11 protein-coding genes are annotated in these 12,375 nt (G+C 70.6%); 8 read left to right on the top strand and 3 right to left on the bottom strand.

The features are described 5' to 3' along the window. The 3 genes from ACWGH1_RS03185 to ACWGH1_RS03175 form a co-directional block, all read right to left on the bottom strand. Complete coding sequence (locus tag ACWGH1_RS03185) at positions 1–561, bottom strand: hypothetical protein (protein ID WP_453354587.1); 561 nt, start codon at positions 559–561, stop codon at positions 1–3. A 93-nt stretch (positions 562–654) separates the two neighbouring features. Continuing rightward, complete coding sequence (locus ACWGH1_RS03180) at positions 655–894, bottom strand: hypothetical protein (RefSeq protein WP_453354586.1); 240 nt, start codon at positions 892–894, stop codon at positions 655–657. An 88-nt stretch (positions 895–982) separates the two neighbouring features. Continuing rightward, entirely contained in the window at positions 983–2,683 is a 1,701-nt protein-coding gene (locus tag ACWGH1_RS03175; RefSeq protein WP_453408369.1) for a conjugal transfer protein, read from the bottom strand. Between the two features lie 272 nt (positions 2,684–2,955). Between ACWGH1_RS03175 and ACWGH1_RS03170 the strand changes: the two genes are divergently transcribed. From ACWGH1_RS03170 to ACWGH1_RS03135, 8 genes are all read left to right on the top strand, one after another. Beyond that, a complete protein-coding gene (locus tag ACWGH1_RS03170) occupies positions 2,956–3,366 on the top strand; it encodes a hypothetical protein (RefSeq protein ID WP_453353136.1) in 411 nt (136 codons plus the stop codon). 48 nt (positions 3,367–3,414) lie between these two features. Further along, positions 3,415–4,038 (top strand): hypothetical protein, encoded by a 624-nt coding sequence (locus ACWGH1_RS03165; protein ID WP_453353137.1) that lies wholly within the window; start codon positions 3,415–3,417, stop codon positions 4,036–4,038. Then, a complete protein-coding gene (locus tag ACWGH1_RS03160) occupies positions 4,035–5,045 on the top strand; it encodes a hypothetical protein (RefSeq protein WP_453353138.1) in 1,011 nt (336 codons plus the stop codon). Before ACWGH1_RS03165 ends, ACWGH1_RS03160 begins: the two co-directional genes overlap by 4 nt. A gap of 30 nt (positions 5,046–5,075) precedes the next feature. Continuing rightward, positions 5,076–5,774: a DUF4913 domain-containing protein gene (locus ACWGH1_RS03155; RefSeq protein ID WP_453353139.1), complete on the top strand. Its 699-nt coding sequence runs from the start codon at positions 5,076–5,078 to the stop codon at positions 5,772–5,774. Positions 5,775–5,966: 192 nt separating this feature from the next. Further along, complete coding sequence (locus tag ACWGH1_RS03150; RefSeq protein WP_453353140.1) at positions 5,967–6,647, top strand: hypothetical protein; 681 nt, start codon at positions 5,967–5,969, stop codon at positions 6,645–6,647. Positions 6,648–6,653: 6 nt separating this feature from the next. Continuing rightward, a complete protein-coding gene (locus tag ACWGH1_RS03145) occupies positions 6,654–8,732 on the top strand; it encodes a peptidoglycan DD-metalloendopeptidase family protein (RefSeq protein WP_453353141.1) in 2,079 nt (692 codons plus the stop codon). Positions 8,733–8,774: 42 nt separating this feature from the next. Continuing rightward, positions 8,775–10,511 (top strand): type IV secretory system conjugative DNA transfer family protein, encoded by a 1,737-nt coding sequence (locus ACWGH1_RS03140; protein WP_453353142.1) that lies wholly within the window; start codon positions 8,775–8,777, stop codon positions 10,509–10,511. 443 nt (positions 10,512–10,954) lie between these two features. Continuing rightward, complete coding sequence (locus ACWGH1_RS03135; RefSeq protein WP_453353143.1) at positions 10,955–12,370, top strand: hypothetical protein; 1,416 nt, start codon at positions 10,955–10,957, stop codon at positions 12,368–12,370. Positions 12,371–12,375: the final 5 nt, after the last annotated feature.

Below are 12,375 nucleotides of genomic sequence, written 5' to 3'. Positions count from 1 at the left end.
TCATCCTGCGGTCTCGGAGTGTGCGGGTGCGGGTACGGGTGCGGGATGCGCGGCATGCGGGTTCAGGGCTCGCGCCTGCCCGGCGTACGAGGAACCGTGCCGGGACGCCGTGGCGCGGGCCTCCTCGTACTGCCGCTGCCAGCGCCGCGATCCCGGCTGCCAGAGGATGACCTGCCAGTGCAGTTCCTCGGGTTCCCGGTCGGCGGCCAGCCCCTGCAGGCGCTTGGGCTGCCACCAGTAGTCGGCCCAGACGACCAACTGCTGGCTGAGCGTGAGTGCGGAGGGCAGCGGCCGGCCCCACACGAAGTAGACGCCGACCGGCGGCCCGAGGTAGAGCACCGACGTCAGCATCGAGATGCCGAGGAAGGGCAGGAACGCGGAGAGCGACAGCAGCGCCACCAGCCACAGGACACCGAAGCCGAAGGCCGCGCCCAAGGCGGGCAGCAGCAGGCCCGGGAGCGGGATGTTGCCCCAGTTCCAGATGCGTTTGGGCCGGTTGAGCAGATCCGTGTGGTCGTAGGCGACCATCGGCTCGGGTGCGTCCGATGCGGCCTGTGCCATCAGCCGGTCCCCCTCTCTGACATGGTTGCGGACCGTGGGTCACGGGTGCGGGCCGGACGGGGGCGATGCGCCGCCGGCCGCTGCCCGGGTCGGTCAGCCCTTGCTGCCGCCGCCACCGATCTGGCTGCCCAGGTCGATCAGCAGACCGGCGAGACCGGTCGCGCCGCCGATGATCAGGGCGGCCAGCGCGATGATGCCGAACCCCTGGAACGCCTCGCGCAAGCCGTCGCCGCGCTTCATCGACAGCAGCATCCGGATGCCGAGGATCAGCAGGGAGCAGACGGCCACGGTGGTGCCGATGCCCAGGAGGATCTTCTGGATCTCTCCGAACATGCCGTTGAGAGTAGTAGCCGCCAGGTACATGGCGATGTCCTTTCACTGCGACTGGGATACGTGGGAAGGGGTACGTCGAGGGTTGCGGTCAGGAGGATTTGGCCGGGGCGGGGCCGGGCTCTCCGCCGGCCGGGGCGCCGCCCGCCGGGGCGCCGCCCGCCGGGGCCGGGGCGCTCTCCTCGGGCGCCGGGACGGCGGGACCGCTCGCTCCGGCGTCCGCGATGCCGCCCGTCGGGTCGAGGACGCCGCCGTGGATGTCCTTGATGAACCAGCCCTGGGCGGTGTTCACCACCGTCAGCCGGTAGGACCGCTTCACGGTGGGGACGGGGGCCGGGGCCCCCTTCGCCCCGGGCGACGGGGCGCCGCCCCAGACGACCGTCACCCGCGTCTGCACCGTCTGACCCGGCCCGTACTGGACGGCCTTGCCGTTCTCACTGCCCGCCGGGGCGAGCGCCACGACCTCCTGGACGTCGGGCGAGGCCAGTGCCCCGGCCAGGCCCGTGGTCGCCGCCTGGGTCGCGTCGGGGGTCGTGAAGCGGGTCAGCCCCGTCGCGTCGGAAGCGGCCCACGCCTTGAAGTAGCCGGGCAGCACCTTCGCCCTGAGCTGGTCGGAGAGCGGCTGGTCGACGACTTCCTTGTCCTGCTTGACGACGGGAACGCTGCCGCGCGAAGGCAGCGGCATCTCGCCCAGGTTGCCCGCGACGCGCAGACCCGACCCGGTGGCCAGGTCCTTCACGTACACCGGCACGGACAGGGTGGTGGTGCGGCCGGTCGACAGCTTGACCTGGATGCCCAGATAGCGGCCGTTCGCACCGTACTCGGGGAGCTCCTCGACGGTCCCGTCCCATTTGGCCTGGCGGACGCTCTGGCCGGCCTGACCGCTGACGCCGCAGTCGCGGTCCACGCCCGACGAGGTGTAGTGGGCCAGCGCGTCGCGGCGCTTGTCGGCGGTCTGCGGGGAGTACGTCATGCAGAGCGTCACGTACTCCTCGGCGAAGGTCGCCGCGGCCTGGATCGGGAAGTCGGTCAGCCGGTACCGCTGCAGGTCCTTCTCGTCCAGGGCGCCGCTCTGCACCGCGACGGACGACTTGCCGATCAACAGGCCCGCGACACCGCACGACCCCAGGGCGAAGGCGCAGGTGGTGATCAGCAGGGTCGCGCGCAGGGCCACGTGCGTACGCCGCCCCTGGACGGGCAGCCGCCCACCCGGGCGCGGCACGTCGAAGCCCGCGGGCGCCGCGGCGGGCGCGGGCGCCTTCGGGTCCCGGGCGGCGGAAGACGGTCGGGTCGTCACGGGTGCGGCCGCCGAGGGGACCGGCGCGGCCGCGGGGGCCGCCGCGCCGCCGCCCTGCTTGCGGCCCTCGCGCGCCGCCTTCTTCTGTTCGTACGCGGCCTTGCGCTCGGCCCTCTTGGCGTCCTGGGCGGCCCTGCTCGCGGCCTTCGCCCGGTCGCGCTTGTCCTTCTTCGACGGCCCCGCCGGCTGGTTCGCGCGCGGGGGCAGGACCGGCACGGCCGCTTCGGCCGGGGGCACGGCGCCAGGCCGGGTGGTGCGCACCCAGGCCGCCGCCACCTGAGCGCGCGCGGCCTCCGAGGACTGCTGCGCCGGGGGCTGGGCGTTGCCCTGGTAGCCGTAGGGAGCGGACACCGGCTGCGTCCGGGGGTGCGGCTGCGCCTGCCGCTCGTCGGCGTGCCCCGCGGGGCCGACCGGCCCTGGCTGCCCGGAAGGCCGGCCCCCGCCGACCCCGCCAGCAGAGCTGTTGTGGTCCGTCATCGAGTCCGTCTCTCCCACGCGTGTGCTCCCCCTCCGCCGGCCGACCGGTTGGCGGGCCCCTGGAATTCAGCCAGGTGTGCGGAACGGCAGTGTGGCAAATGAAGAGGCCATCGCCCCTTCCCTTTTCCCTGCGGGGAAAGAGTGGGGAAAGTCGGGGAAAGAGTCGGGAATCCCCGCGAGGCGGTCCCGCGACCCCGGGGCGGCCCGCCCCTCCCCACGCTCCGCAAGAATGGCGGGTCGTGCCCGGGTGACGGGTGCCGAGCCGTCCCCGACCTTGCGAAGGACGAGAGTTGAGCGACCAGTACGCCCTCCCGCAGCAGAACGTTCCCCCCGCGACGGAGGCCCAGCACGCCTGGATCGACGGCTACGAGCCGGGAAACCCCTGGCAGTCGAAGCTCTGCCTGCAAACCCCGCACGGCACCGTCGCCTTCCCCCTCACTCCGCACACGATGCCCGAGCTTCTGGAGGGGCTGGTCATGGTGGCGCAAGCCCAGCAGGGGACGATCGGAGTCCCGGCCCCGGAGGACGACGCCCCGTCGGACGACCCGGACCCGGCTCCCAGCCTGCACAACGGCCGCGCCGCACGCGTCACGGGCTGGGCCGTGGTCCACGACCTCTGGGAGCAGGGCGACCCGAAGGTCCGCTTCATCATGGGCGCGGTGGTGACCGGCCTGCTGGTCCTCGGGATCATCCTGTCCTGACCGCATGCCACGATGCCCACACGTATACCGAGCGAGGAGCTGCAAACAATGCTGACCGAGACATCGGGCCGCACGGCCCAGGACCTGGCCGCCGAGCTGGAGGGTCTGCGCGGGGTGGACTGGGCCTCCGTGTGGGAGGGTCCGCCGCAGGGTGGATCGTCGGAGTGCCGCAAGTGGTGCGCGAGGTACGGCTGGGAACCGCAGACGGCCGACCGCAACCTGGTCGTGGACACCCCCGGCGGCGGCAGGTGGAAGTTCGAAGCAGGTGGCAACTGGCATCCGGTCAGGCGCCTGACCCACTGGGCGTGGCACGTCAAGGCCGATGAGGCGTCCGAGAACCCCGGCCTCCTGGCCCGCGCGGCAGAGGAGTGGCCTGCGTTCGTCAGTGCAGCCGAAAGCGTGCTGGGGCCTGCGGCCTGGAGCGGGCCCTGGGACGCACCGGACTTCCCGGAACCGCCCGAGCCGGCGTTCTGGGAGTCCCGCGAATACCGCCTCGAAACCCGTACGCCCTACCGGATGGCGTACTGGAAGCCGATGGGCGAACACCCGGGACAGGCATGCATCGTGCTGGTGCAGTCAGTGTCGTTCGCGGCCTGGACCACCGACACTCCCGGCGGCTCACGGATCCGGCTGACGGTGAATGCCCCTGAAGGCTCACGGAGGACCCTGTGAGACCTGACGCTCCTCCCACCGCGGAAGAGATAGCCAGGGCCTTTGCCTTCCAGCAGGCACACGCCGACTCAGAGCCTGGCGACAAGCAGGCCGGGGCCGCGGTAGCAGGCGAGATCTACAGGGAATACCTGTCGACGCTCAAGCAGGACGAGGCCGCACCGGGTCTTCTGAAGTTCATCGAGAATCTTGCGGAGAGCGGATCGGTCACCACTGAGGACCGGGGCCCCCACCGCGCGTTCTGGTCCTATCAGTCCCAGCTCGAGGGCGCTGACACACCTGTACCCAACCGCTTTTTGGCACGGGCGTGTGGCGAATCTCGCGGCCTGCAAGTGCTGGAGGACACCCCGGCTGGGCACCAGCTGAATTCGTACTCCCTTGGCAATGAACTAGTGGTGGATGCTCTCACCCAACACTTCGACTTCGATCCGGACGAACTGGACAGCGCCCACGGCAAGGCCTGGGACACCCTCTCGGACCGGTACGCCGAGGCAACCGAGGGCCTGGTGATCGCCTTCGCTGCCGACATCACCGAGGACTCGGTACTCGGCAAGACCGAGGTTCCGGCGCTCCTCCAGAATTCCAAGGTCGGCAAGGAGGGCATCAAGTTCGCGACACCGATGCCCCGGCATGAGCACATTCCCGCCGAGATCCAGGCGTTGATGGCTGACGACCCCGTCCGCTGCCAGCTACGCATGGGGGACTACGACCCTGAGAAGTCCCCGAAGGACCTCGCCGAGAAGCTGGGCGCCATCGACGTACCCGAGAACCAGCGGATGGCGCATGAAGCGGCGATGTGGAAGCTGGCGTCAGCCAACACCTATGACGAGCTGTCCGTCCGTGCGGCAGTGAAACAGCCCGCGCGGGCCGCCAACGCCTTCATGCCCGGCACGGTCGCCCGCCCCGTCGCCCAGCCCGCGGCCCCACGCGGCCCCACCGGCCACGGCGTGATCAACCCGGCTCCCGGACTTCCCTCCCCGGCACGGGTGCAGTCCGGCACCGAGCGCTAACCGACCGACCCTGTGCGAGAGGCACCCCACTTGAGCAGCGACTACGAACGGATCGCCCAGAGCCTGGCGCAGAAGGCGGTCTTCTTCGCCGCGACCAAAGCCTGGGGCGGCATGCACACGAAGCTGACGTTCTTTCTGGCCGGAGCTCGCTCGGCCCAGGAGGAGGACCAGCGTGGAAGGCAACTAACCGATTGGCAAGGGCGGGTGGTGGCCGCCCGCGGGGCAGGCGACACGGCAGCCGGGCAGGCCGTCGAGGCCGAACTCCGCGATTTGGTGCTGGCCGAGCTCCGGCGCCGGGACGGCGCTCTGGACCAGCTGTGCGAGGCGTTCCCCCTCCTTGCCGCCGAGCAGCAGGGCGAACAGAAGTCGGCCGAGGACGAGGTGGAGTTCTACTTCGCCGACGTCTTCGTCTTCGTCTCCGAGTACCTGTCACAGATGGTGCGGCGCCGCGTGAACGGCTCGACCGCCACCTGGTGTCCGCGCTGGTGGGAGCACCCCGAGGCGGGAGCCCGGCTTTCCGCGCTCTGGCTGGCCTGGGAGCACTTGCGTCACGACCCGGCACTGGGCATGTCCACCTGGTGGCTCCACCACGCCGACCCGCACCTGCGGGTGTTGCTGGACGCGGACCTCGGCCCCTTCGCGGCCTGTTCCCCCAAGGACGGGCATACGGCGTACCCCTTCGAGCCGCTGCCCGTCGACCCGTACGACCCCGCGGCACCCTCCGTCTGAGCAGGAACGGTGAAGGGTCCCGGCGACTCCTTCGCGGTTTCTCCGCACGGATTCCGCCGGACCGGCCACGCCGGAACGCCCAGATGTTTCCCCGCCCTTTCCCCGTCTTTCCCCACGGGGAAAAGGCGTGCGTCATCGGCCGTCCCTCCCCCTACCGTGTCCGGGCGACCTGACTGAGGGAGGCCCGGGACGGTGGAGTCACCTGCCGACGACAAGCGAAGTGCGGCACTTGCCCTGGCGGTACTGGGCGTTCTGCTGATCGGCGCCCTGGTGGTGTTCACCGTCTTCGACGGAGACGACGGCCCCGGTGCGCCGTCGGACGCCAAGGCCCCCGCGCCGGCCGCCCAGGACAAGGGCGCCGGCCATGGCGCCCCCGCCGGTGACGGGACGCAGCAGACCGGTACCTCCGACACCGTGCCGGCCATCGTCACACCGGCGGAACTGGCCGAGGCGCACCGGGCGATGGCCTCGTACATGGCCGGACTGGGCACGTACAGGCACACCGACCAGAGCGCGACCTGGGCGAAGCCGCTGCTGGCGCTGACCGTCGGCGGCGACCAGATGAACCAGCAGACCGCGCTTCCCACGGGCAAGGACTGGGCCACCTGCCAGGCAGTGCGCTGCTCGTCCGCCGGGAAGGCGACCGTGGTCCGCGACGCGATGATCGCCGACGAACTCGCCCGCGGCAGTGGCCGGATGGTGTCCAGCGTGGTGTCGCTGACCGCGGTGCGCTCCGAGAACGGCAAGCAGACCCGTACGGAGAACAACTCCTGGCTGGTCAGCGCCCGCAAGGACGGTGGGGCGTGGAAGGTCTCCTCGTTCGACCTCTACGGCCTGGGCAACGTGGGCGCGTCCGAAAAAGCTGGGGGTTGAGACCCGATGGTGGCTCCTGCCGTGCTGGCGGCCGCGTCGAAGGCCGCCAAGGTGGCGAGATCGGCCAAGACGGCCGCCCAGCGGGGGGGCGGCCAGGGCGGTGGCGCCGGTGGCGGCGGCAAGAAGAAGGGCAGCGGCAAGTGGCTGCTGATCCTCGGCGGCGGCAGCCTGCTGCCGATCGGCGGTATCGGCTTCCTCGCCATCGTCATGATCAGCGCCCTGGTGGGCGGCCTCGGCAGCGGCGCCGCGCAGGCGGCCTGCGGCAACTACGGCGAGAACGCGGCCGGCGGCAACACCGGTGACAAGGCGGCCACCAACCCGATCATGCCGGCCGGCAAGGTCTACATGCCCAGCGATACGGCCCGCAACGAGATACCCCCGCGGATGATCCTGGCCGCGATGCGCGGCGCGGCCCGTTACGAGGGGCTCGACTGGACGCTGATCGCCGGGCAGATGTACCAGGAGACCAAGTTCGGCCAGGACCCGTCCGCCGCGCCGGGGGGCAAGAACAGCGCCGGATACATGGGCCTGCTCCAGTTCGGCGACGACGCCTGGAAGGACTACGGCGACGACGGCAACAGCGACGGCAAGAAGGACCTCTACAACATCGACGACGCGGCGTTCGCCGCCGCCAACTTCCTGCATGCGCTGAAGGCCGAGACGAAGCCCTGGGACGCCCTGCTGACCTACTCCGGCTCGAAGAAGGACAACACCGTCTACCCCCGCGTGGTCCTCACGCAGGCCGCCCGCTACCGCGGCAACCTCACCGGTGAGAAGAGCCTGATCGAAGGCTGGTACGCCCATCTGAAGACGACCGTCGAGAAGAACCCGGGCTTCCCCACCCTCGGACAGCACGCGGACATCCCCGAGCCGGTCGGCAACGACGCCCAGCCGAACGAGGCGTTGAGCATCAAGGCGTCCGCGCCCCGCTCCTGGTCCACCCCGCCCTACGGCGGCGACACCGGACGAGGCCGGGACCAGGCGGCCCGGATGGATCCGGCCGCCTTTTCCCGCCCGCTGCTCAGGCCGGCCGCCGACCCGCGGCCCGCGGGCGGCAAGGACTGGCAGTGGCCGCTGAAGCAGGGCACCTACCAGCTCGGCACCAAGTACCACGAGAGCGGCCCGCATTGGAGCCTCGGCTACCACACCGGGCTCGACCTGGTCGCTCCCAGCGGCACCCCGATCTACGCCCCCGCCGACGGCAAGGTGGTGAAGGCGGGCAACGGCGGCTCGTACGGCAACGAAACCGACATCGAGCACGCGAACGGCGTCATCACCCTGTACGCGCACCAGACCACCATCTCCGTCTCGGTGGGCAGCACCGTCAAGCGCGGCGACCAGATCGGCACGGTCGGCGCCACGGGCAACGTCACCGGCCCGCACCTGCACTGGGAGGTACGCCTCCCCGGCGTCGACAACCCCTTCGTCCCCGGCCAGGACAAGGGTCCCGGCATGGTCGACCCGGAGGACTGGCTCAACGGCAAGGTCTCGGCCAACCCCGACTACGGCACGGTTCCCGGCGGCGACGGCAGCAAGGGCAAGGACGCCACGTACGCCGACTGCGCCAAGAACGGCAAGGGCACCGCGGTGCCCCCGGACGGCGCCGGCGTGACCGGCGTACTGCCGGCGGCCGACGACCCGGTCGTACGGGCGGCCCTCCGCTGGGCGCAGCGGGGCATCGGCCAGCCGTACGTCTGGGCCGCTCCCCGGTTGCAGGGCGACAACCCCGTCTCCTTCGACTGCTCCAGCTTCACGCAGTGGATCTACTACCAAGCCAGCGGCCACAAGATCAACATCGGTGCGAACACGTACGAGCAGGAGGCACGGCTCCGTCCGTACAAGATCGATCTGAGCCAGGCCCAGCCCGGTGACCTGATCTTCTTCCACCCCAGCAGCGCCGGTTCCGAACACGTCGGCGTCGTATGGGACCCGGCCGGCAAGAAGATCCTCCACGCCCCCCGCCCCGGCAAGAACGTCGAGTTCAGCACCTGGGACGTGCAGGACCCGATCACCGCCGTGTACCGGGTGCCGATCCCGCCCGGCACCGACCCCAGTGAGGCCGCAGGCGGCGAGAAGCATGCGTAGCGGAAAGGGATGCGACGACATCCCGGAAGGAAAGTCCTGACCATGACCGTCCAACAGCAGAAGAAGCCCCGGTCCGAGGAGGATTGGACGATCGAGATCGTCCTGCTCGTCGGCTCGGTCCTGGCCCTCCTCTGCGGCGCCTGGCTCGCCGCCCGCCTCGGTGCGACCTTCGCAGGCCAGCCGGCCCCGCCGGGCAACCCCTTGTCCTTCGCCGTGGCCCTGGCCACGGGCGACTACGCCTGGCCGAACGGTGCGGCGAACGCCGTCGCGGCGGCCGAGGCGCTGCTGCTCGCCGCTGCCGCGACCGCCGTGTACCGGATCCGCCGGCACCTGCGCGACAAGCCCGACGTCGACAGCGCGGCCCGCCATCTCGCCCAGGGCGAGGAACTCGGCAAACTCACCATGAAGGGCGCCGCCGCGACCGCCGAGCGACTCGGCGTGCACGGCAACGTGCCCGGCGTCTTCATCGGCCGCTCACTGCGCGGACGGCAGCCGCTGTACGGCTCCTTCGAGGACATGCACATCGACATCTGGGGCCCCCGTACCGGCAAGACGACCCGGCGCGCCATTCCCGCGATCCTCGACGCCCCCGGCGCGGTACTCGTCACCTCCAACAAGCGGGACATCGTCGACGCCACCCGCGGCCCCCGCGGGGCGCGCGGGCCGGTCTGGGTCTTCGACCCCCAGCAGGTGGCACAGGAGCCGCCCGCGTGGTGGTGGAACCCCCTGTCGTACGTGACGGACATCGCCAAGGCCCGCAAGCTGGCCGACCACTTCGCGTCGGGCTCACGGGACGCCGACGCCTCCACCGACGCGTTCTTCGACCCGGCCGGACAGGACCTGCTCGCCAACCTGCTGCTCGCGGCGGCCACCGCCAAGTCCTCGATCACCCAGATCTACACCTGGCTGGCCAACCCGAAGGACGACACCCCGGAGCGCATCCTGCGCGGCGCGGGACAGCTCATGCCGGCCGACTCCCTGGCCGGCGTGATCAGCGCACCGGACAAGCAGCGCAGCGGCATCTACGGCGTCGCCCAGCAGATGGCGTCCTGCCTCATCAACCCCGACGTCAACCGGTGGGTGACGCCCGCCTCCGACCACGACGACCGCCCGGAGTTCGACCCCCACGAGTTCGTCCGCAGCGACTCCACCCTCTACTCGCTCTCCCGCGAGGGCAGCGACTCGGCGGGCCCGCTGGTGACCGCACTGACCGTGGCCGTCGTCGAGGCGGCCGAGGAGTACGCCACCACCCAGCGCGGCGGCCGGCTGGCCCGCCCGCTGGTCGGTGTCCTTGACGAGGCGGCGAACGTCTGCCGCTGGCGCGCCCTGCCCGACCTCTACTCGCACTACGGCTCGCGCGGCATCGTCTTGATGACGATCCTCCAGTCCTGGGCCCAGGGCGTCGAAGTGTGGGGCGAGCGCGGCATGGAGAAGCTCTGGTCGGCCGCGAACGTGCGGGTCTACGGCGGCGGCGTCTCCGACACCCGCTTCCTCGGGGACCTGTCCGAGCTGGCGGGGGAGTACGAGCTGCGCGAGTTCACCACGACCCGTGAGGCGGAGGCCGGCGGCTGGTCCGGCAACCGCTCCGTGAACGAGTCCGTACGCCGCGACCGCGTCCTGAAGGTCTCCGACCTGAGCGCGATGCCCCCCGGCCGGGCGCTCGTTCTGGCCTCCGGCACCAAACCCGTCCTGGTGGAGACGATCCCGTGGTGGGAGGGCCCGTACGCCCGCGCGGTCAAGGCGTCCCTGACCACCCACGACCCGGGCGCCCGCCCCTGACCCCGGCGCCGCCCTCCCCCGCACCACTCGGGCGCCCCTCCAGAGGCCGGATCACGCCTCCTGGAGGGGGACGGGCGACGCCCCTGGGCTGATGCCCCGACAGGAGCAAGGCAAAGAAAAACCCCAGGTCACGGTGAGTGAGTCCTGGGGTTAATCCGAGCCGCCTTCGGGATTCGAACCCGAGACCTACGCATTACGAGGTCCCACGAGATCATCTCGGCTGGTGCCGGGGGGTGCCACAGAATCCCGTTTCCGCAGGTCAGAGACCGAGCCGCTGAACCCTCATGCCGCCAAATCCACCGTGTGCCTCCCCGTCCGCTCACGCACCGCTCACGCAAGGCGGGCCCGCCGACTGGCGGCGGACCTCGGCTTTCTCCCCTCTCCAGGAGCGACCACCCGTACGAGTCATTGCACCCGACCAACTCCAAGGGTCAGCTGTTGCCATGCATCGCTGGTCTCCCCTGAACGAACGGCAGCTCGCCCTCCTCGCCCGGCTCGCGAACAGCGAGGACCTCGGAACCTCCTGGGACCCCAGCGAGTGGCGCTCCGCCTACGCGCTACGCGACCGCGGGCTGGTGATGATCAAGCGGAGCAGCGGCGAGGTGCAGACCCAGGTCACCGAGGCGGGCAAGTTCTGCATCCAGCACGGCCACCACCCCGACGACCCGGCGCATGCTGGGGACGAGAAGACCGCTAATGAACAGGGGAAGCGCGGCGGCCGATCACCGTCCTACAACGACAGACCGATCGCCCTCGCTCGTCGCACGAAGGCGACTGAACTGGTCAGGCGTCTCGTCGCGGACAGGCGTCACACCATCGCCCAGCCCGACGAGGCAACGGTGACGGAATGGCGGCGCGTGATCGACTACGCGAAACGCCATGGCCTCGTACCCGAGGGCAAACGCATCGAGAGAATCCGCATGTGGAATCGCGACCTGCAGATCTCTCTGGCTGACGGACCACACCCCAACTCACGGAGGCAGGCGCCGGATGATGCCCCGCCCATCCAGGTCCCGACTCAGTTGCGCTCCCCGCATCCGGCTGTTGCCGCACTGAGGGACGACGACTGCCGACTGGTCATGCCGGCTCCGCTCCGTCGTCGCTCCTTGCTGCTGCTCCAGGGCCTGGCCGCCGAGACCGTATGCCGCGGATACGAGGTGAAGGAGCACCGCGTCCCCAACCGCTACCGCAGCCGTGCCTACACGTACGCGGGCAAGCACTACCCCTCGGGATACTCGCGTCGCGAGGGCGAGCTGGACGTGATCGTCGGCGGCTTTACCTATACCGTCACGATCCAGCAGGAGTCTCCGCAGTCCACCGACCCAGAGCGTTCCAAGAGCCTCGTGATCGAACTCGGCTACAGCCGGTCCAGTCGGCAGTCCCGCTGGGCCGATCGCAAACGGTGGGTGCTGGAGGACATCCTGGGGGCCGTTCTGCGGGAGATCGAAACCCGCGCCGTGGAGGACGCTCAGCGCCAGGTGGACGAGGAGCGCGCGGAGGTCGAGCGCGAGGTCCGCTGGAGAGCGGCCATGGAGAAGGCGAAGGAGCAGGCCGCCCACGATCAGTTCGCCGAGGTACTCCGTTCACAGGCTCGCCAATGGCAGGAAGCGACGGCACTGAGCGCGTATGCCAACGCCCTGGAGCGCCGAATCGAAGCGGACCCGGAAGGGGACGACGCGGAAGTGGCCTCGACGCGACAGTGGCTGGCATGGATGCACCAGTACATCCGGCACCTCGACCCGCTGACCCAGCTCCCCGCAATGCCCACCGCCCGCGAACCGAAGCCAGAGGAACTGAAGCCGTACCTGAACGGCTGGAGTCCACACGGCCCCGAAGCGCACCGAGGATGGGGGGCCTGAGGAGA

Source organism: Streptomyces sp. NPDC054883, assembly GCF_053610645.1.
Note: the sequence above shows the minus strand (reverse complement) of the source record. Positions and strands in the feature narration are given on the sequence as shown.

Coding starts and splice junctions, on each gene's coding strand:
- ACWGH1_RS03180 (WP_453354586.1), bottom strand. CDS start 894: ATGTTCGGAGAGATCCAGAAGATCCTCCTGGGCATCGGCACCACCGTG.
- ACWGH1_RS03135 (WP_453353143.1), top strand. CDS start 10,955: ATGCATCGCTGGTCTCCCCTGAACGAACGGCAGCTCGCCCTCCTCGCC.
- ACWGH1_RS03185 (WP_453354587.1), bottom strand. CDS start 561: ATGGCACAGGCCGCATCGGACGCACCCGAGCCGATGGTCGCCTACGAC.
- ACWGH1_RS03145 (WP_453353141.1), top strand. CDS start 6,654: ATGGTGGCTCCTGCCGTGCTGGCGGCCGCGTCGAAGGCCGCCAAGGTG.
- ACWGH1_RS03165 (WP_453353137.1), top strand. CDS start 3,415: ATGCTGACCGAGACATCGGGCCGCACGGCCCAGGACCTGGCCGCCGAG.
- ACWGH1_RS03140 (WP_453353142.1), top strand. CDS start 8,775: ATGACCGTCCAACAGCAGAAGAAGCCCCGGTCCGAGGAGGATTGGACG.